This is a genomic window from Pseudomonas sp. FP2300, from assembly GCF_030687595.1.
Classification (GTDB): domain Bacteria; phylum Pseudomonadota; class Gammaproteobacteria; order Pseudomonadales; family Pseudomonadaceae; genus Aquipseudomonas; species Aquipseudomonas bijieensis.
Genome location: NZ_CP117440.1, coordinates 1096345 through 1115769, shown reverse-complemented (window position 1 = coordinate 1115769; position 19425 = coordinate 1096345). Strand labels below are relative to the sequence as shown.

Genomic DNA, 19425 nt, shown 5'->3' with positions numbered 1-19425 from the left:
CGAGGCCCTTGGGCTCAGGTGCGCTCGGCCCAGGCCGCGCTGCTGAAAAATTTCATCGTGACCGCGTGGATGCTGCCATCGGCGATCCATGGGTTCAAATGGGCATAGATGCTCTGCTGACGCTTCACTGGGCTCAATGCCGCCAGTTCATCGCTGATCACGTTCAACTGGAAGTTGCAGCCTTCGCCTTCAACTTCCACCTGCGTACCAGGCAGCTTTCCTTCAAGGAAGCTCTTCACTTCTACAGCCTGCATGCTCAACCTCAATCGGCGCCCTGTGCGCGCGGGTCGCACATCATACAAAAAAGCCCCGCGCCTGCGAACCCCGCGAAGCAGGACTCTGACGGGGGGACTTTTCCAACGATGTGGGTCAGGGGTGCGCCAACAACTCGGTCAATTCGCTGACCTGGGCTATTTCGCGCATGTCTTCGGGCATCCCACGGATGCTCCACGTTTTTCCGGCAGCCTTGGCGTCGCGCATGAAGCACAGCAGCAGCGACAAGCCGACGCTGCTGGACTTCTGCACCGCCGAGCAGTCAATGACCACCTCGGCGGCACTGACGGACTTGATCAGCGCCTGGCCCTGCTTGCGCAGGGCCGGGCCGGTGCGGTAATCCAGCACGCCACTGAGCAGCAGCTCACCAGCCCCGCCCAGACGAACGGCCGACTCACTCACCGACTCGATCATTGTGCCTGCTTCTCTTGGGCATCTTCAGCCACTTCCTTGGCCTTGGCGACCTCACCGGCCCAACCGTTGATGGTCTTGTCCAGGTCATTGCCATTGCGCTGCATCGCGTCGGCGAACTGATCACGGAACAGCTTGCCGATATTGATGCCATTGATGATCACGTTGCGCACTTTCCACTCGTCGTTGATTTTCTCGAGCGTGTAGGACACAGGATAGATCGCGCCGTTGTTGCCCTTGACCTGCATGTCGACACTGGTGCGGGTACCGCTTTCGTCCTTGGCCGGCGAAACGGTGATGCCCTGGTTGTTGTATTCAAGCAAGGCATTGCCATAGAACTGCATCAGGCTGCGCTTGAAGTTCTCCTGGAAGCGGGTCATCTGCGCCGGGGTTGCCTTGCGCGAGTACTTGACGGTCATGATGCTCTTGGAGATGCCATCGGCGTCGACCACAGGGCCGACGATGCCGTTGAGGGCGTCATAGAACGCACTTGGGTCCTGCTTGTATTTCTCTTTGTTGGCGGCAAGGTCCGCCAGCAGCCGGGTGGTCGTGTCCTGGATGATGTCATGGGCCGAAGGCGCCGCCACGGCGTTAGCCATCAACGGCAGCGCCGCGAGCAACACCAACAGGCCACGTCGCAAGATAGAGATCATTCAAAAGCTCCTCATTTGGCGTCTTTGCTAACGGTATTGAGCAGGAATTTACCGATCAGGTCCTCGAGCACCAGGGACGACTGCGTGTCGTGGATGACGCCACCGTCCTTGAGCACGGTGTCTTCCCCACCCACGCTGATGCCAATGTATTTTTCACCCAGCAGCCCAGCCGTGAGGATAGATGCAGTGGAGTCAGTCGGCAGGTTATCCACGCGCTTTTCCAGCTGCAGCGTTACCCGCCCGGTGAAATCCTCGCGATTCAGATCGATTGCCGTGACCTTGCCGATAGTGACACCGGCCATGGTCACCTTGGCTCTGACCGTCAAACCGGCGATATTGTCAAAGTTTGCGTAAAGTTTATAAGTATCGGTGCTTGCCGTCGGCGCCAGTCCACTGACCCGCAGGGCCAGCAACAGCAAAGCCAGGATGCCAGCCAGCAAGAAAAGGCCGACACCGATTTCCAGGGTGCGGTTTTGCATCAGAAATCTCCAAACATCAAGGCTGTCAGAATAAAGTCAAGGCCCAGGACCGCCAGCGAGGCGTACACCACGGTCTTGGTTGTGGCACGGCTGATCCCCTCTGACGTGGGCTCACAGTCATAGCCTTGAAACACGGCGATCCAGGTCACGACGAAAGCGAATACGGCACTTTTGATCACGCCATTGAGGACATCGTCGAGAAAGTCGACGCTGTTTTGCATGTTGGCCCAGTAGGATCCTTCATAGACCCCCAGCCAGTCGACGGCCACCCACGAGCCGCCCCAGATCCCCACGACGCTGAAAATCATCGCCAGCACCGGCAGGGAAATGAAGCCGGCCCACAGGCGGGGGGCGATGATGTACTTGAGCGGGTCGACACCGATCATTTCCAGGCTGGACAACTGCTCGGTGGACTTCATGTTACCGATTTCAGCCGTCAGCGCCGAACCGGCACGCCCGGCGAACAACAGCGCGGTCACCACGGGGCCGAGCTCACGCAGCAGCGTCAGCGCAACCATCTGCCCGACCGCTTGCTCCGAACCGTAGCTGGACAAGATGCTGAAGCCCTGCAGCGCCAGCACCATGCCGATGAAGATCCCGGAGACCACGATGATCACCAGGGACATCACCCCCACCGAGTGCAACTGCTTGACCAGCAGGCCAAAGCCGCCGCCCGTCGAGTTGCGACCGAGCAAGGCGTGCATCAGGAACAACGAAGAACGGCCCAGTACCGCCACCACGTCGATGCCGGAGCGGCCGAACAGGCGAATTCTTTCCAATAGCGATTTCTTGCGCATCAGCGCTTCCCCAACAGATCGGTACGGTAATCCGTGGCCGGAAAATGGAACGCCACGGGCCCGTCCGGATCACCCTTCATGAATTGGCGAATACGCGGGTTGTCCGAATCCGCCAGTTCCTGCGGCGTGCCCTGCCCCAGCACCTGGCCATCGCCGACCACATAGATGTAGTCCGCGATGCTCGCGGTTTCGGCCAGGTCGTGGGAGACCACGAGACTGGTGATGCCCAGCGCATCGTTGAGCAGGCGGATCAGGCGCACGAGCACACCCATGGCGATCGGGTCCTGGCCGACAAAGGGTTCGTCGTACATGAGGATCTTCGGATCGAGGGCAATCGCCCGCGCCAGCGCGACCCGACGCTTCATGCCACCGGACAGCTCGTCGGGCATCAGGTCGAGGGCACCCCGCAGCCCGACTGCCTGCAACTTGAGCAGCACGATGTCGCGGATCATCTCTTCCGGCAGGTCGGTATGGACCCGCAGCGGGAACGCCACGTTCTCGAATACGTCGAGATCGGTAAACAGCGCGCCGCTCTGGAACAGCACGCCCATGTGCTTGCGCGCATCGAACAGGTCGCTGCGAGACAACTCGGGAAGATTCTGACCATTGACCCAGACTTCGCCGGCGCTGGGCCGCAGTTGTGCGCCCATCAACCTCAGCAGCGTGGTCTTGCCACACCCGGAAGGCCCCATGATGCCGGTGACCTTGCCGCGCGGAATGCGAATATCGATGTCATTGAAAATGCTGCGCGTCCCTCGCTTGAAGGACAGTCCCTTCAGCTCGACCGCGTAGGCGTTGTCGGCACTCATCTAAACTCCTTGCGATGCAGCCTCACATTCGAATGCCCTGGCAGCCGACAAGCGCCGGTACCGCCGGGCGTGCGAACCGGCGGCGAACTATATCACTGCAACAGCCAAGCGCCCAAGGCCACCTCCCCGTCCGTTAAGCCTGGCTTAAGGTAAAAAGCTACATTTTATGTCGAACATTGCGACTCCTCGAACAAAGCATGACGAACTTACGTGAGGGAATTGTTCATTGCCGCTATAATCGCCGCCTTTTCATCGGGCTATACGATTTCTGACATGAGCCAATCCAGCGACCTGATTCAATCGGCACAACGTACCATCCGCCTCGAGCTCGAAGCCGTGCAAGGCTTGCTGCCCCATATCGACGCTGATTTCGTACGCGCCTGCGAGATGATTCTGGCCAGCAAGGGCCGCGTGGTCGTGGTCGGCATGGGCAAGTCCGGGCACATCGGCAACAAGATCGCCGCCACGCTCGCCAGTACCGGCACCACGGCTTTTTTTGTCCATCCGGCCGAAGCCAGCCACGGGGACATGGGCATGATCACCCGGGACGACATCATCCTGGCCCTGTCCAACTCCGGCTCCACCAATGAGATCATCACCCTGCTGCCGCTGATCAAGCGCCTGGGCATCCAGTTGATCAGCATCACCGGCAACCCGGACTCGCCGCTGGCCAAGGCCGCCGAAGTGAACCTCAATGTCCATGTCGAGCACGAAGCCTGCCCGTTGAACCTGGCACCGACCTCCTCCACTACCGCCGCCCTGGTCATGGGCGATGCCCTGGCCGTGGCGCTGCTGGAAGCCCGGGGCTTCACCGCCGAAGACTTCGCTTTCTCCCATCCCGGTGGCGCCCTTGGCCGTCGCCTGCTGCTGAAAGTCGAAAACGTGATGCACGCCGGCGAGGAGTTGCCGCAGGTGCTGCGCGGCACGCTGCTCAAGGACGCGCTCATGGAGATGACCCGCAAGGGACTGGGCATGACCGTTATCCTGGAGGCCGACGGCAAGCTCGCCGGGATCTTTACCGACGGCGACCTGCGCCGCACCCTGGACCGCACCATCGACATCCACAGCGCGACCATCGAGCAAGTCATGACGCCCCACGGCAAGACCGCCCGCGCCGAGATGCTCGCCGCCGAGGCCCTGAAAATCATGGAAGACCACAAGATCAGCGCCCTGGTGGTCGTCGACGACGAAGACCGTCCGGTGGGCGCCCTGAACATGCACGATCTGCTGCGTGCCGGAGTCATGTAAATGAACACAGACCTGTTGCAACGCGGCAAAGCCATCAAGCTGGCGGTTTTCGATGTGGACGGCGTACTGACCGACGGACGCCTGTACTTCCTCGAAGACGGCAGCGAGTTCAAGACGTTCAACACCCTCGACGGCCAAGGCATCAAGATGTTGATGGCCGCTGGCGTGCAGACCGCTATCATCAGCGGCCGCAAGACCCCGGTGGTCGAGCGACGCGCGAAGAACCTCGGTATCCCGCATCTTTACCAGGGGCGCGAAGACAAACTGGTGGTGCTGGACGAGCTTCTGGGGCAACTCAACCTAAGCTATGAACAGGTGGCCTACCTCGGTGACGACCTGCCAGACCTGCCGGTGATTCGCCGGGTCGGCCTGGGCATGGCGGTCGCCAACGCGGCCAGCTTCGTACGCGAGCATGCCCACGGCGTCACCACGGCGCGCGGCGGCGAAGGTGCGGCCCGCGAATTCTGTGAACTGATCCTGCGCGCCCAGGGCCGCCTCGAAGCGGCCAACGCCGCGTACCTGTGAGCCATTTATGCTGAGCAAGAAGATTCGCACCATTGTGGTGTTCGGCTGTATCGCAGCGATTTTTGCGGCGGTGGGCTATTGGAACATCAGCCCCGAACAGTTTCTCGACCAGCCTGCGGCCCAGGTCGAGGAAAAGATCGACTGGTACGCGACCAACACGCACACCCTGCAGTACCTGCCCGACGGCAAGGTGCAGTACGAGATGACCTCGGACAAGGTCGACCACGTGAAGGCCACTGATATTACCCTGGTGACCAAGCCGGACCTGAACATGTTCCGCGGCACCGAGTTTCCGTGGCATGTGCAGAGCGAGCACGCCGAAGTCAACTCCGGCGGCACCGAAGTGGAACTGATCGACTCGGTACGCGTCGCCCGAACCGACGAGAAAAACCGTACGACCATCATCACCAGCACACGCATGACCGTGTTCCCACAGCAAGAATATGCGCAGACCGAGCAACCCGTTAGAATCGACGGCGCCGGGGGTGTATCGACCGGCACGGGAATGAAAGCGTATTTGAAGGAAAGCAGGATACACCTGCTATCGAACGTAAGAGGACAGTATGAAGCTCGCTAAAACCCTCCCTATTTTGCTCAGTCTGGGCGCAGCACTGGGAAGCGCGAGCGCCTGGGCTCTTCCCGACGACCGCAACCAACCTATCCGTATCCAGGCCGACGATGCCCAGCTCGACGACAAGAATGGCGTCGCCACCTATAAAGGCGACGTGATCATCACCCAGGGCTCGATGAAGGTTACCGGCAATACCGTGACCATCACCCGCACCCAGTCCGGCGATATCGACGTAGTGACCTCGGTGGGCAACCTGGCCTATTTCGAACAGCTGCAAACCGCGGGCGACACCAAGCCTGTGCAGGGCTACGGGGTAACCATCCAGTACCACGCCTCCCAGGATCGCGTCGTGCTGATCGACCGTGCCAAGGTGGTCGACAAGGACAACAACGTGACCCAAGGCGAGAAGATCGTCTACGACACCAACAAGAAACTCGCCAGCGCCGGTCGCGCCACCGGCAGCAAGGTGACCGAGTCGCGTCCGCGGATCGATATGGTGATCCAGCCGAAAAAGAAAACCGAACAGAAGGCCCAGTAATGGCAACTCTGAAAGCTCAGCACCTGGCCAAGAGCTACAAGAGCCGCCAAGTCGTGCGTGATGTCAGCCTGTCCATCGACAGCGGCCAGATCGTCGGCCTGCTCGGCCCCAACGGCGCAGGCAAGACCACCTGCTTCTACATGATCGTCGGCCTGGTCCAGGCCGATCAGGGCCGCGTGCTGATCGACGACCTGGATGTCAGCCACCAGCCGATGCACGGCCGGGCGAAGGCCGGTATCGGCTATTTGCCGCAAGAAGCGTCGATCTTCCGCAAACTGTCGGTTGCCGACAACATCATGGCGATCCTCGAGACCCGCAAGGAACTCGACAAGGCCGGCCGTCGCCAGGAACTGGAAAGCCTGTTGCAGGAGTTCCACATCAGCCACATTCGCGACAACCTGGGCATGAGCCTGTCCGGTGGCGAACGGCGTCGCGTGGAAATCGCCCGCGCCCTGGCCACCGCGCCGAAGTTCATACTGCTCGACGAACCGTTCGCCGGCGTGGACCCGATCTCGGTGGGCGACATCAAGCAGATCATCCATCACCTCAAGGCCAAGGGAATCGGCGTGCTGATCACCGACCACAACGTGCGCGAGACGTTGGATATCTGCGAAACCGCCTACATTGTCAATGACGGCCAGCTGATCGCCGAAGGCGATTCCGCAGCCATCCTGGCCAATGACCTGGTCAAGGAAGTGTATCTGGGCCACGAGTTCCGCCTGTAAGCACAAGTGTCTGGCGAATCGCTCGAGCGTCGTTTAATTTTATTATGGCGACGCTCTAGGCAAACACTTCAGTTTCAGGCATATAATTTGCTTAAGTTTGGCGCCTCGGCGCCCTGTAGTGGATGGCGCATGTGCGCCGGCGAATAAGGTGTTAAGCCCCTGCCATGAAACCATCGCTAGTCTTGAGAATGGGCCAGCAGCTGACGATGACACCGCAGCTGCAACAGGCCATCCGCCTGCTCCAATTGTCGACCCTGGACCTGCAACAGGAAATCCAGGAGGCCCTGGAGTCCAATCCGATGCTCGAACGCCAGGAAGAAGGCGACGACTTCGACAACACCGATCCGCTGGCCGACAACGTCGAGCAGAAGACCAACACCGAAATCCCGGAACCGTCCTACCAGGAAGCCGCCCCGACGGTGGATAACCTCGAGGATGGCGAATGGAACGAACGCATCCCCAACGAACTACCCGTGGACACGGCCTGGGAAGACGTCTACCAGACCAGCGCCAGCAACCTGCCGAGCAGCGATGACGACGAGTGGGACTTCACCACCCGCACCTCGGCCGGCGAGAGCCTGCAAAGCCACCTGCTGTGGCAACTGAACCTGGCGCCGATGTCCGACACCGATCGCCTGATCGCCGTGACCCTGATCGATTGCATCAACAACCAGGGCTACCTGGACGAGACCCTCGAGGAAATCCTCGAAGCCTTCGACCCCGAGCTCGACATCGAGCTGGACGAGATCGAAGCTGTCCTGCATCGCATCCAGCAGTTCGAGCCAGCCGGCATCGGCGCCCGCAACCTGGGCGAGTGCCTGTTGCTGCAACTGCGCCAGTTGTCCGCCAAGACACCCTGGCTGACCGAAGCCAAGCGACTGGTCACCGATTACATCGACCTGCTGGGTGGCCGCGACTACAGCCAACTGATGCGTCGCATGAAGCTCAAGGAAGATGAGCTGCGCCAGGTCATCGAACTGGTGCAGAGCCTCAACCCACGCCCCGGCTCGCAGATCGAATCCACCGAACCCGAATACGTGGTCCCCGACGTGATCGTGCGCAAGCACAACGATCGCTGGCTGGTGGAGCTCAACCAGGAGTCGGTGCCCAAGCTGCGGGTCAACGCCCAGTACGCCGGATTCGTGAAACGCGCCGACACCAGCGCCGACAACACCTTCATGCGCAACCAGTTGCAGGAAGCGCGCTGGTTCATCAAGAGCCTGCAAAGCCGCAACGAAACCCTGATGAAAGTGGCCACCCAGATCGTCGAGCATCAGCGCGGCTTCCTGGAGTATGGCGACGAAGCGATGAAACCGCTGGTCCTGCATGACATTGCCGAGGCAGTGGGCATGCACGAGTCGACGATTTCCCGGGTAACCACCCAGAAATTCATGCATACCCCTCGGGGCATCTATGAATTGAAATACTTTTTCTCCAGCCACGTCAGCACCTCCGAAGGCGGCGAATGCTCGTCCACGGCCATCCGCGCGATCATCAAAAAACTGGTGGCCGCGGAAAATCAGAAAAAGCCGTTGAGTGACAGCAAGATCGCTGGTTTACTGGAGGCACAAGGCATTCAGGTGGCCCGCCGCACCGTCGCCAAATACCGCGAATCCCTCGGGATCGCGCCTTCGAGCGAACGCAAGCGGTTGATGTAACGGGCCACGCCACAGCGTTCCAGTGGCAGGCATTTCTGCCTGCCGCTTTATGCACTGGCAACGAAGGAGAAGCTGTATGCAAGTCAACATCAGTGGACACCAACTGGAAGTGACCGAACCCCTGCGCACCTACATCGGCGAAAAACTCGACCGATTGGAGAGGCATTTCGACAAGATCACCAACGTGCAGGTCACGATGAACGTCGAGAAGCTGCTGCAGAAAATCGAAGCCACGCTGCATATCCCCGGCGGAGAAGTGGTTGCCAACGCAGAGCACACAGACATGTATGCCGCGATTGACCTGCTGACCGACAAGCTGGATCGCCAACTCAAAAAGCATAAGGAAAAGACCCAGAGCCTCCTCCAGGGCGCAACCGGTCGTTAACCCCCCCAATCCATGATCCGACTAGAATCCATCCTGACCCCCGGCCGTTCCCTGGTGAACGCGCCGGGTGGCAGTAAAAAGAAAGCCCTCGAACAAATTGCCAACCTGATCCACCGCGAAGTGCCGGATCTGGAAATGCAGGACGTCTTCGAGGCCCTGGTTGCCCGTGAAAAACTCGGTTCCACCGGTTTTGGCAACGGTATCGCCATTCCCCACTGCCGCCTCAAGGGTTGTGCCGCACCGATCAGCGCACTGCTGCACCTTGAAGCCGCCATAGATTTCGACGCCATCGACGGCGCCCCGGTCGACCTGCTGTTTGTATTGCTGGTACCGGAAGCGGCGACCGATGCGCACCTCGAGCTGCTGCGCCAGATTGCCAGCATGCTGGACCGCAAGGAAGTGCGCGAAAAACTGCGCAGCGCACCGAGTAACGAAGCTTTGTACCAGGTGGTCCTGGACGAGCAGAACGGTCATTAAAAATGCGCATGATCATCGTCAGTGGCCGCTCCGGCTCCGGTAAAAGCACTGCCCTCAATGTGCTTGAGGACAGCGGCTACTATTGCATCGACAACCTGCCCGCCGGCCTGCTGCCGGAACTGGCCGAGCGCGCCCTGATCCACACCGAGCTGGCGCAGCCGCTGGTGGCGGTGTCCATCGATGCGCGCAACCTGCCAAGCCACCTGTCGCGTTTTCCTGAACTGCTCGAGGAAGTGCGCAGCCGGCATATCCAGTGCGACGTGCTGTACCTGGATGCCGATGAAGAGACACTGCTCAAGCGCTTTTCCGAAACCCGTCGGCGCCATCCGCTGAGCAATGCCAACCGCTCCCTGGCCGAAGCCATCGAGGATGAAAGCCAGCTGTTGGGGCCAATCGCCGACCTGGCGGACCTGAAGGTCAACACCACGCACCTGAACCTGTATCAGTTGCGCGACACGATCAAGCTGCGCCTGCTCAACCAGCCGGAGCCGGGCACGGCGTTCCTGGTGGAGTCGTTCGGCTTCAAGCGTGGCATGCCAGTAGACGCCGACCTGGTATTCGATGTGCGCTGCCTGCCCAACCCTTATTGGAAACCGGAATTGCGCGAGCAGTCCGGGCTCGACCAGCCGGTGATCGACTACCTGGCCGCACAGCCGGATGTCGAGGAAATGTACCAGGACATCTCCAGCTACCTGCTCAAATGGCTGCCCCGCTTTGCCGCGAGCAACCGGGCCTATGTCACGATCGCCATCGGTTGCACCGGCGGCCATCACCGCTCCGTCTACCTGACCGAACGCCTGGGTCAACTCCTGCAACAATCCCTGAAGAATGTCCAGGTTCGCCACCGCGACCTCAGCTAAAGGATTCACATCGCGATGCCTGCTCGGGAAATTGAAATCATCAACAAGCTGGGTTTGCATGCCCGAGCGTCGGCCAAGTTCGTCGGGGTTGCCGGCCAGTTCCAGGACACCACCATCAGGGTTGGCCGCACACCCGAGACGGCGGTCGACGGTAAAAGCATCATGGCGATGATGATGCTCGCCGCCGGCAAGGGCACCAAGATCCACCTGAGCACTGAAGGGGAACAAGCGCAAGAAGCGATGGATGCCCTGGTGGACTTGATCAACAGGTACTTCGACGAAGGCGAGTAACCGACCCAAGCTCAGGGCGAGCTTGTTGTGTGGACAGAGCTAGCCTTTGTGGCGAGGGAGCTTGCTCCCGCTCGGCTGCGAAGCAGTCGTAAACCTCTGTTTCGCCGTGTCGCTGTGATAAAAACATGGGGCCGCTTCGCAGCCCAGCGGGAGCAAGCTCCCTCGCCACAAAAGCCCCCTTGTCATGAAAGCGCCCTTGCCACAAAAAGCTCACTCCCCCGCAGACCTGCATCACGCCAACGCCGTATCCAGCACCATCATCAAACAAAACCCCACCAACAGCCCCAGGCACGCCAGTTTCTCGTGGCCATTGCGACGGGATTCGGGAATGACCTCGTGAGTCACCACCAAGAGCATCGCCCCGGCTGCCAACGCCAGCCCCAAGGGCAAGAGCATCTCGGCCAGGCTCACCAACCAGGCGCACAGCAGCGCGAACGCTGGCTCGACCAGCCCTGACGCCGCGCCAATCAGAAATGCCTTGACCCGCGACATTCCCGCCGCAGCCAGCACCAGGGCGATCACCAGCCCCTCGGGTACATCCTGCAAGGCGATACCCATCGCCAGGCTGTCGGCATCCGGCATACCGCCACCCGCCGACACACCCACCGCCATGCCCTCGGGAATGTTGTGGGCGATGATGGCAAACACGAATAACCATATCCTCGGCGCAATGATCGGCCGTCCTGATACCGCGACAAACCTTTCGGGGCTGGCCGAGACCTTGCGGTCCACCAGGTACAGCCCGAACGCGCCCAATAGAATGCCGAAACTGATGAGACCGCTGGCGGCCCAAGGGGTTAGCCCCAACTGCTCGGCCGCCGCAATGCCCGGCACAATCAGCGAAAATGCCGTGGCGGCGAGCATCACCCCGGCACCGAAGCCCAGCAACAAATCGCTGACGGCCTGGGGCATGCGCCGGATGACCAACACCGGCACGGCCCCCAGCGCGGTGCCCAAGGCGCACAGCCCGCCGCCCTCGAGCGCACGCAACAGCCTTGGCTCCAGGTCCAGCCATGCCAGGCCCTGCGCCGCCAACAACGTCATCCCGGCCAACAGCAACAACGATCCCAAGGCATAGCGGAACATCCGTCCGCTTCCAATCGCCAGTGTTTGAGTATCCATAGTCAGCCTTGGGTTATTTTCAGGAAGGGCTCGTAGCCAGCGCAGCCTGGTAGCGCCGGGCGACCTCAGGCCAGTTGATCACGTTGTAGAAGGCGCTGATGTATTCCGGACGACGGTTCTGGTAGCGCAGGTAATAGGCGTGCTCCCAGACGTCCAGGCCAAGAATCGGTGTGTTGCCGTTCATCAGCGGGCTGTCCTGGTTGCCGCTGCTTTCTACCACCAGGGTCTTTTGCGCAGTCACGCTCAACCAGGCCCAGCCGCTGCCGAAACGGGTCAGCGCCGCTTTGGTGAAGGCTTCCTTGAAACGCTCGATACCGCCCAGTTGCGCCTCGATCGCCGCCGCCAGGGCGCCCTCGGGCTGACCGCCGCCCTGAGGCGTCATCACTTCCCAGAACAACGAATGGTTGGCATGACCACCGCCCTGGTTGATCACCGCAGCCCGCAGGCTTGGCGGCAACTGTTCCACGCTGGACACCAGCTTTTCGATGGGCCACCCGGCGTATTCAGTGCCGTCCACCGCCGCGTTGAGGTTATTGATATAGGTCTGGTGATGCTTGGTGTAGTGGATCTCCATGGTTTGCGCATCGATGTGCGGTTCCAGGGCGTCGTAGGCGTAGGGCAATGCAGGCAAGGTAAAAGCCATTTTCAATGAACTCCATGGTGAAGAGGGGCATTGCGCTGCCGGGGCTTGGCGGCGTTGCAGTGCAGCAGGCGCTGGGTGCGAGGGTATTCACCGTGCTCGCTGATGAAACTCAGCAGTTCGACATAGGTCTTGTGGCTCTGGCGCAGCGCGGCGGCGCGCAGGGCCGGCGCCAGGCGTTCGTCCTGGATCGTCTGCAACAACCGTTGGTGGATCGCACACAAGTACTCGGCGCTCTCCTCCGGCTGGTTCAGGCGCAAGTGCAGGTCCGCCAGGTTGTGGTGGGAGACGACGCAGGCGGCCACGGCTTCGTCGGCATCCGCCCAGCGCTCGAACAGCACCTGTGCCAGGGCCAGGGCTTGCAGGTAGGCTTCGCGGGCATCTACCAGCTCACCCTGCATGAAACAGCGATTGGCCCGTTCGATCGTACGTTTCCAGTGTTCCATGATGAGTCCTCCACACAGGTGTCGGGATTACACGCCGCCGGCGGTGAGCTTCTCCGGGTCCAGCAGGACTTCGAGTTCGCTGCGTGTCAGGTCGGTGTGTTCCAGGGCGACATCGATGACCGGCCGGCCTTGCTGGTAAGCCTTCTTGGCGATTTCAGCGGCCTTCTGGTAACCGATGATCGGATTCAGGGCGGTCACCAGGATCGGGTTGCGTGACAACGCTTCCTTGAGCCTGGCCTCGTTGACCTTGAATGTGGCGATGGCCTTGTCCGCCAGCAAGCGGCTGGCGGTGGACATCAGGGCGATGCTGCTCAGCAGGTTCTGGGCAATGATCGGCAGCATCACGTTCAATTCGAAGTTGCCCGATTGACCGGCGATAGTGATCACCGTGTCGTTGCCGATCACCTGGGCCGCAACCATCGCGGTTGCCTCCGGAATCACCGGATTGACCTTGCCGGGCATGATCGAGGAACCCGGCTGCAGGCCTTCGAGTTCGATCTCCCCCAGGCCCGCCAACGGTCCGGAATTCATCCAGCGCAGGTCGTTGGCGATTTTCATCAGCGACACGGCGGTGGTCTTGAGCTGCCCGGAAACCGCAACAGCGGTGTCCTGGGAACCGATCAGCGCGAACAGGTTCTTGCCCGGGGTGAATTGCACCTGGGTCAATTGCGTCAGTTGTTGGCTGAACAGTTCGGCGAAGCGTGGAGGGGCGTTGACCCCGGTACCGACCGCCGTGCCGCCCTGGGCCAGGGATTGCAGGCTCGGCAGCAAATCCTGCAAGTGACCGATATTGGCCTTGAGCTGCTGCGCCCAACCGTCTAGCACCTGGCTCAGGCGCACCGGCATGGCATCCATCAGGTGGGTGCGACCGGTCTTGATGAACGGGTGGACCTGTTCGGCCTTGCGCTCGATCACCTGCACCAGGTGCAACAGCGCCGGCAGCAACTGCTCATGCAAGGCCAGCGCAGCGCTGACATGAATGCTGGTGGGGATGATGTCGTTGCTGCTCTGGCCGCAATTGACGTGGTCGTTCGGATTGATCACTTCTCCCAGCAGGCGACTGGCGAGGGTGGCGATCACTTCGTTGGCGTTCATGTTGGAGCTGGTGCCGGAGCCGGTCTGGAAGATGTCCACCGGAAAATGGTCCATGAACCGGCCTTCGAGCAGCCCCAGGGACGCATCGACGATGGCCTTGCCCTGGGCTGGACTGATTTGCTCCAGCTCTACGTTGGCCCGGGCGGCCGCCGCCTTGGCCAGGATCAGGGCGCGGATGAACTGCGCCGGCATACGCTGACCGCTGACCGGGAAGTTATCCACGGCACGCTGGGTCTGTGCACCGTAGAGGGCGTCCACCGGGACTTGCAGTTCGCCCATGCTGTCGCGTTCGATACGGGTATTACTCATCGGGAGATCCTTGCACCAGTTCAATAAGAGAAATCGACGGCTCCAGGGCGCAGGTCGCCAGCGCCCAGGCATGGCGCTGCCAGCGCTCGAGGCGGCAGCGGCACAGTGATTGTCGTTCGAGGTCGCGCAAGGGGCGCCAGGCCTGGTCGAGGCAGAGATTGCGCCAATGCCAGGGCAGCGCGACGTCGGAGGCGGTGTCGAGCAACAAGCGCAAGGCGGTTTCGGAGATCATCCACGGCGATGTCGTGGTGCAGCAGGCCAGATAGCGGCCCTCAGCCAGGTAGTGCTCGATCAGCCGCGGCTCGTCGGGGTTCAGCGCGCAACGGATCTGGCGACTCATCCAGCGCCAGCTTTCAAGGTAGGGTTGTTCGTGCAGGGCAGAACTCATGACCGGGGGCTCGCTCGGCGAATGAGATTCATTATTATATGATAATAAGAAGCAACACAACCATGAGACCGCACAAATTCATCGTGGCGAGGGAGCTTGCTCCCGCTCGGTTGCGCAGCGACCGCAATAGCTTGGGGTCGCTTCGCGGCCCAGCGGGAGCAAGCTCCCTCGCCACAAAAGCACGCCCGCCACAGGATCTGCGGATACAAAAAAGGCGCGTCACCCAGCGGATGACGCGCCTTTTTCTATGGGATGAGTATCAGCTACCCGCCACCATCATCCGCTCGATCAGCACCGAGCCCGTGCGGATGTTGCTGCGCAGTTCCAGGTCGTTGCCCACGGCCAGGATCTGCTTGAACATATCGCGCATGTTCCCGGCGATGGTCACTTCCTGGACCGGGAACTGGATCTCGCCATTCTCGACCCAGAAACCCGCCGCGCCACGGGAATAGTCCCCGGTGACCATGTTCAGGCCGTGGCCCATCAGTTCGGTCACCAGCAGGCCACGCCCCATGCGTCGCAGCAAGGCCGCCTGGTCTTCTTCGCCATGGGTCACGAACAGGTTATGCACGCCACCGGCATTGGCCGTGCTCGGCATGCCAAGCTTGCGGCCCGAATAGGTGCCGAGGATGTAGGACACCAGCTCGCCGTTTTCCACGAACGGCTTGGCGTAGGTGGCCAGGCCATCGCCGTCGAACGCCGAACTGCCCATGGCCTGCATCAGGTGCGGACGTTCGTCGATGGTCATCCATTCCGGAAACAGTTTCTGACCCAGGGCGCCCTCGAGGAACGACGATTTGCGGTACAGGTTGCCGCCGGACACCGCCGACAGAAAGCTGCCAAACAAGCCACCGGCCAGCTCGGCGGCAAACAGCACCGGCACTTCGCAGGTCGGCACCGGCCGCGCGCCCAGGCGGCTGGCTGCCCGTTGCGCGGCTTTCTGGCCGATGCTTACCGGGTCCGCCAGCAGGGTGCCCTGGCGGTTCACGTCATACCAGTAATCGCGCTGCATCTGGCCGTCGGCTTCGGCGATCATGACGCAACTGAGGCTGTGGCGGGTCGACGCATAACCGCCGATGAAGCCGTGGCTGTTACCGTAGACCCGGCAGCCCTGGTGAGTATTGAGCGTCGTGCCGTCGGCGTTCTTGATCCGCGAGTCGGCATCGAATGCCGCCGCTTCGCAGCGCAGTGCCTGCTCGATGGCCTGTTCAGGGGTGATGTCCCAGGCGTGGAACAGGTCGAAGTCTCGCTGTTCCTTGCACATCAGTGCGGCGTCGGCCAGGCCCGAGGCTTCGTCTTCGGAGGTGTGCTTGGCAATCGCCAGTGCCGCGGCGACGGTTTCACGAATGGCCTCCGGACCGCTGGCCGAGGTGCTGGCCGAGCCCTTGCGCTGGCCCACGTACAAGGTGATGCCAAAGCCCTGGTCGCGATTGAATTCGACGGTTTCCACCTCGCGCTGGCGCACCGAGGTCGACAGCCCCTGCTCCAGGGACACCGCCACCTCACAGGCACTGGCGCCCTGTCGCTTGGCTTCGGCAAGGATCTGCTCGACTTGTTCCTGCAGTGCCGGCAATGCTTGCGGGCCGACGCTCTGAACTGCACTCATGGTGTTCTCCACTCAAATTCTGCTCTCGGTAATGGTCTTCGAGCGACCGGGCCGGACAAGCGGCCCCCGACTGGTTATCATGGCGGCGTTTCTTTGCGGACTGCCACCATGGTTGATTCTTACGACGACTCCCTCTACGAGGGTGAAAAAAGCAAATCCCAGGTCAAACGCGAGCTGCATGCTCTGGTTGACCTCGGCGAGCGCCTGACAACACTCAAGCCTGACTTGCTGGCCAAACTGCCTTTGACCGACGCCTTGCGCCGGGCCCTGGCCGATGCGCCCAAGCACACCGCGAATATCGCGCGTAAACGGCACCTGCAATTCATCGGCAAACTGATGCGCGATCAGGACACTGACGCCATCCTGGTTCTGCTCGATCAACTCGATGCCTCCACCCGGCAGTACAACGAACGCTTCCATAACCTGGAACGCTGGCGCGATCGCTTGATCGCCGGCGATGACGGTGTGCTGGAAAAATTCGTCATCGACTACCCGGAGGCCGATCGCCAGCAATTGCGCTCCCTGATCCGTCAGGCCCAGCACGAACTGGCGCAAAACAAGCCACCAGCCTCGAGCCGTAAAATCTTCAAATACATCCGTGAGCTGGACGAGACTCAACGCGGCTTGCGCTGATCACTAACAGCTTTACCCTCCTGCAAGAGGTTTCCGTGGCGAGGGAGCTTGCTCCCTCGCCACGATGACTCGCGCAAGCCCCTGAGCATTTTCATGCGCCCGTGCCACCCACGGTAATCGCATCGATCTTCAGGGTCGGTTGGCCGACGCCTACCGGCACCGATTGCCCATCCTTGCCACACGTCCCCACGCCACTGTCCAGCGCCAGGTCGTTACCGACCATCGACACCTTGCTCATCGCCTCCGGCCCATTGCCGATCAGGGTCGCGCCCTTGACCGGCGCGGTGATCTTGCCGTCCTCGATCAGGTAGGCCTCGCTGGTGGAGAACACGAACTTGCCGCTGGTGATGTCCACTTGGCCACCGCCGAGGTTGGCGCAATAGATGCCTTTTTTCACCGAGGCAATGATTTCCGCCGGATCGCTTTGGCCACCCAGCATGTAGGTGTTGGTCATGCGCGGCATCGGCAGGTGCGCGTAGGATTCGCGGCGACCGTTGCCGGTACGGGCCACGCCCATCAGGCGGGCGTTGAGCTTGTCTTGCATGTAGCCCTTGAGCACGCCGTTCTCGATCAGCGTGGTGCACTCGGTCGGCGTGCCTTCGTCATCGACGCTCAGGGAACCGCGACGTCCGGCCAGGGTGCCGTCATCGACAATGGTGCAGAGTTTCGAGGCGACCATTTCACCCATGCGCCCGCTGTAGGCCGAGCTGCCCTTGCGGTTGAAATCGCCTTCCAGGCCGTGCCCCACCGCTTCGTGCAGGAGCACGCCGGACCAGCCGGAACCCAATACCACCGGCAATGTACCGGCCGGGGCCGGGATCGCCTCCAGGTTGACCAGCGCCTGGCGCAGCGCTTCGCGGGCGTAACCCATGGCGCGGTCTTCGCTGAGGAAATAACGGTAGTCGGTGCGTCCACCGCCGCCATGGCCGCCACGCTCACGACGACCGTTCTGCTCGACGATCACGCTGACGTTGAACCGCACCAGGGGCCGCACGTCCGCCGCCAGGCCGCCGTCGGTGGAGGCCACGAGGATCCGTTCCCAGACCCCGGCCATGCTCACCGTCACTTGCTGGATGCGCGGGTCGAGGGCCCGGGTCGCGACGTCGATGCGCTTGAGCAACTCGACTTTTTCGGCGCGGCTCATGACTTCCAGCGGGTTGTCCGGCGCATACAACTGCGCCACGTCCTGGCTGCTGAACGCCTGGACCGTGCCATTCTGCCCGGCCCGGGAGATCGAGCGGGCCGCACGGGCAGCCGCACCGAGGGCTTCGAGGGTGATGGCGTTGCTATAGGCAAAACCGGTCTTTTCCCCGGACTGGGCGCGCACGCCCACGCCCTGGTCAAGGTTGAAACTGCCTTCCTTGACGATGCCGTCTTCCAGCGACCAGGACTCGGAGATCTGCCCCTGGAAATACAGGTCGGCGGCATCGATGCCCGGGCCGGCCAGGTCGCCCAGCACGCCTTGCAGGCTTTCGAGGGTTACGCCGCCGGGGGCTAAAAGGTGTTCACTGACTGAGGACAACAACCCGCTCATATGATTTACGCCTTGAATTCGTCGTCTTGGACAGGTCGCTGTCGAGCGCCCTGCGAGAAAAAGCGCCGATGGCTAGCCACCGGCATGCGCGCCCGGATGGACGCCTGTTCATTGTTGTCGCGCTCGGCCAGCAGCACGGCCTCGCCTTGATCCTGTTGTGCCAGCACGCGGCCCCACGGGTCGACAATCGCGGCATGGCCAAAGGTTTCCCGTGGCCCCGGATGCAGGCCGCCCTGGGCAGCCGCCAGCACATAGCACTGGGTCTCGATCGCCCGGGCGCGGATCAGCACGTCCCAATGGGCGGCGCCAGTCACCGCGGTGAACGCCGAGGGCGCCGTGATCAGCTCGGCCCCGGCAGCTCGCAGCTCGCTGTAGAGCTCCGGGAACCGCAAGTCATAACAGACCGTCAGGCCCACCCGCCCCACTGGAGTATCGGCAACCACCACGTTGGCACCATAAGCATAGTCATCCGACTCGCGATAGCGCCCGCGATTGTCCGCCACATCCACATCGAACAGGTGCAACTTGTCGTAGCGCGCGACGATCTGGCCTTGGTCGTCCACCAGCAACGAACAGGCATGGGACCTGGCCTCGGGCTGATCCACCGGCGGTAACGGCAACGTGCCGGCCACAATCCATAACTTGAGGTCACGGGCGACCTGTTTCAACCAGGGCAGGATCGGTCCCTGACCAAAGGCTTCGGCACGACCGATCTCGGCGATGTCCCGGCGCCCCATCGCGGCAAAATTCTCGGGCAGCACTGCCAGCCTCGCGCCGCCGGCGGCGGCCTGCTCCAGCAACACTCGGGCACGCGCCAGGTTGGCGAGCACATCGCTCTGGCTGACCATTTGAATCACTGCGACTGGCATGGTGCATCCCCAATTTTATCCTCGCCCAAGGCGGGTGTGGGAGCAAAGCTTGCTCGCGATGAGGCAGGTACATCCAACATATA

Annotated in this window: 25 protein-coding genes; 11 read left to right on the top strand and 14 right to left on the bottom strand. The window is 61.5% G+C overall.

Going from position 1 to position 19425, the window contains the following annotated elements:
• Positions 1 to 14: 14 nt before the first annotated feature.
• The 6 genes from PSH86_RS04765 to PSH86_RS04740 form a co-directional block, all read right to left on the bottom strand.
• A complete protein-coding gene (locus PSH86_RS04765) occupies positions 15 to 254 on the bottom strand; it encodes a BolA family protein (protein ID WP_007953556.1) in 240 nt (79 codons plus the stop codon).
• Positions 255 to 369: 115 nt separating this feature from the next.
• The gene (locus tag PSH86_RS04760) at positions 370 to 675 is read right to left on the bottom strand and encodes a lipid asymmetry maintenance protein MlaB (protein WP_163858901.1); all 306 of its coding nucleotides are present in this window, start codon (positions 673 to 675) and stop codon (positions 370 to 372) included.
• A gap of 8 nt (positions 676 to 683) precedes the next feature.
• Positions 684 to 1337: a phospholipid-binding protein MlaC gene (locus PSH86_RS04755; protein ID WP_109753556.1), complete on the bottom strand. Its 654-nt coding sequence runs from the start codon at positions 1335 to 1337 to the stop codon at positions 684 to 686.
• An 11-nt stretch (positions 1338 to 1348) separates the two neighbouring features.
• Complete coding sequence (mlaD, locus tag PSH86_RS04750) at positions 1349 to 1816, bottom strand: outer membrane lipid asymmetry maintenance protein MlaD (protein WP_003178020.1); 468 nt, start codon at positions 1814 to 1816, stop codon at positions 1349 to 1351.
• A complete protein-coding gene (gene mlaE / locus PSH86_RS04745; RefSeq protein WP_079302654.1) occupies positions 1816 to 2613 on the bottom strand; it encodes a lipid asymmetry maintenance ABC transporter permease subunit MlaE in 798 nt (265 codons plus the stop codon). Before mlaE ends, mlaD begins: the two co-directional genes overlap by 1 nt.
• Positions 2613 to 3422 carry an ATP-binding cassette domain-containing protein gene (locus PSH86_RS04740; protein ID WP_305488205.1) on the bottom strand — a complete coding sequence of 270 codons (810 nt, stop codon included), beginning with the start codon at positions 3420 to 3422 and terminating at the stop codon, positions 2613 to 2615. The genes mlaE and PSH86_RS04740 overlap by 1 nt, the downstream gene beginning before the upstream one ends.
• Before the next feature lie 273 nt (positions 3423 to 3695).
• Between PSH86_RS04740 and PSH86_RS04735 the strand changes: the two genes are divergently transcribed.
• The 10 genes from PSH86_RS04735 (at position 3696) to PSH86_RS04690 (ending at position 10700) form a co-directional block, all read left to right on the top strand.
• Entirely contained in the window at positions 3696 to 4670 is a 975-nt protein-coding gene (locus PSH86_RS04735; RefSeq protein ID WP_109753555.1) for a KpsF/GutQ family sugar-phosphate isomerase, read from the top strand.
• Complete coding sequence (locus PSH86_RS04730; protein WP_109753554.1) at positions 4671 to 5195, top strand: HAD family hydrolase; 525 nt, start codon at positions 4671 to 4673, stop codon at positions 5193 to 5195.
• Positions 5196 to 5202: 7 nt separating this feature from the next.
• Positions 5203 to 5772: an LPS export ABC transporter periplasmic protein LptC gene (gene lptC / locus PSH86_RS04725; RefSeq protein ID WP_109753553.1), complete on the top strand. Its 570-nt coding sequence runs from the start codon at positions 5203 to 5205 to the stop codon at positions 5770 to 5772.
• Positions 5759 to 6304 (top strand): lipopolysaccharide transport periplasmic protein LptA, encoded by a 546-nt coding sequence (gene lptA, locus PSH86_RS04720; RefSeq protein ID WP_109753552.1) that lies wholly within the window; start codon positions 5759 to 5761, stop codon positions 6302 to 6304. Before lptC ends, lptA begins: the two co-directional genes overlap by 14 nt.
• Positions 6304 to 7029, top strand: a complete 726-nt coding sequence (gene lptB / locus PSH86_RS04715) for an LPS export ABC transporter ATP-binding protein (RefSeq protein ID WP_018614004.1) — start codon at positions 6304 to 6306, stop codon at positions 7027 to 7029. The genes lptA and lptB overlap by 1 nt, the downstream gene beginning before the upstream one ends.
• Before the next feature lie 164 nt (positions 7030 to 7193).
• A complete protein-coding gene (locus PSH86_RS04710; protein WP_109753551.1) occupies positions 7194 to 8687 on the top strand; it encodes an RNA polymerase factor sigma-54 in 1494 nt (497 codons plus the stop codon).
• A gap of 76 nt (positions 8688 to 8763) precedes the next feature.
• On the top strand, positions 8764 to 9072 hold the full coding sequence (hpf, locus tag PSH86_RS04705) for a ribosome hibernation-promoting factor, HPF/YfiA family (RefSeq protein WP_003178005.1): 309 nt from the start codon (positions 8764 to 8766) through the stop codon (positions 9070 to 9072).
• A 12-nt stretch (positions 9073 to 9084) separates the two neighbouring features.
• Positions 9085 to 9549 (top strand): PTS IIA-like nitrogen regulatory protein PtsN, encoded by a 465-nt coding sequence (gene ptsN, locus PSH86_RS04700; RefSeq protein WP_109753550.1) that lies wholly within the window; start codon positions 9085 to 9087, stop codon positions 9547 to 9549.
• A 2-nt stretch (positions 9550 to 9551) separates the two neighbouring features.
• Positions 9552 to 10409 (top strand): RNase adapter RapZ, encoded by an 858-nt coding sequence (gene rapZ / locus PSH86_RS04695; protein ID WP_018613998.1) that lies wholly within the window; start codon positions 9552 to 9554, stop codon positions 10407 to 10409.
• Between the two features lie 15 nt (positions 10410 to 10424).
• A complete protein-coding gene (locus PSH86_RS04690; RefSeq protein ID WP_109753549.1) occupies positions 10425 to 10700 on the top strand; it encodes an HPr family phosphocarrier protein in 276 nt (91 codons plus the stop codon).
• A gap of 231 nt (positions 10701 to 10931) precedes the next feature.
• Here the strand turns inward: PSH86_RS04690 and PSH86_RS04685 are convergent, their stop codons facing one another.
• The 6 genes from PSH86_RS04685 to pmbA form a co-directional block, all read right to left on the bottom strand.
• Positions 10932 to 11822 carry a ZIP family metal transporter gene (locus PSH86_RS04685; RefSeq protein WP_163855298.1) on the bottom strand — a complete coding sequence of 297 codons (891 nt, stop codon included), beginning with the start codon at positions 11820 to 11822 and terminating at the stop codon, positions 10932 to 10934.
• A 19-nt stretch (positions 11823 to 11841) separates the two neighbouring features.
• Positions 11842 to 12465, bottom strand: coding sequence for a superoxide dismutase (locus tag PSH86_RS04680; protein WP_163855300.1), 624 nt, complete (start codon positions 12463 to 12465; stop codon positions 11842 to 11844).
• A gap of 2 nt (positions 12466 to 12467) precedes the next feature.
• Positions 12468 to 12908, bottom strand: coding sequence for a hypothetical protein (locus PSH86_RS04675; RefSeq protein WP_163855302.1), 441 nt, complete (start codon positions 12906 to 12908; stop codon positions 12468 to 12470).
• A 27-nt stretch (positions 12909 to 12935) separates the two neighbouring features.
• Positions 12936 to 14312, bottom strand: a complete 1377-nt coding sequence (locus PSH86_RS04670) for an aspartate ammonia-lyase (protein WP_305488193.1) — start codon at positions 14310 to 14312, stop codon at positions 12936 to 12938.
• On the bottom strand, positions 14305 to 14700 hold the full coding sequence (locus tag PSH86_RS04665) for a FagA protein (RefSeq protein WP_109753544.1): 396 nt from the start codon (positions 14698 to 14700) through the stop codon (positions 14305 to 14307). Before PSH86_RS04665 ends, PSH86_RS04670 begins: the two co-directional genes overlap by 8 nt.
• Positions 14701 to 14959: 259 nt before the next feature.
• Entirely contained in the window at positions 14960 to 16306 is a 1347-nt protein-coding gene (gene pmbA / locus PSH86_RS04660) for a metalloprotease PmbA (protein WP_163855304.1), read from the bottom strand.
• A gap of 108 nt (positions 16307 to 16414) precedes the next feature.
• On the opposite strand from pmbA, the gene yjgA reads away from it, so the two are divergent.
• The gene (gene yjgA, locus PSH86_RS04655) at positions 16415 to 16939 is read left to right on the top strand and encodes a ribosome biogenesis factor YjgA (protein ID WP_003197830.1); all 525 of its coding nucleotides are present in this window, start codon (positions 16415 to 16417) and stop codon (positions 16937 to 16939) included.
• A gap of 91 nt (positions 16940 to 17030) precedes the next feature.
• Here the strand turns inward: yjgA and tldD are convergent, their stop codons facing one another.
• Both tldD and PSH86_RS04645 read right to left on the bottom strand, forming a co-directional pair.
• The gene (gene tldD / locus PSH86_RS04650) at positions 17031 to 18473 is read right to left on the bottom strand and encodes a metalloprotease TldD (protein WP_072341241.1); all 1443 of its coding nucleotides are present in this window, start codon (positions 18471 to 18473) and stop codon (positions 17031 to 17033) included.
• Between the two features lie 5 nt (positions 18474 to 18478).
• Positions 18479 to 19342, bottom strand: a complete 864-nt coding sequence (locus tag PSH86_RS04645) for a carbon-nitrogen hydrolase family protein (RefSeq protein ID WP_109753540.1) — start codon at positions 19340 to 19342, stop codon at positions 18479 to 18481.
• Between the last annotated feature and the right edge of the window lie 83 nt (positions 19343 to 19425).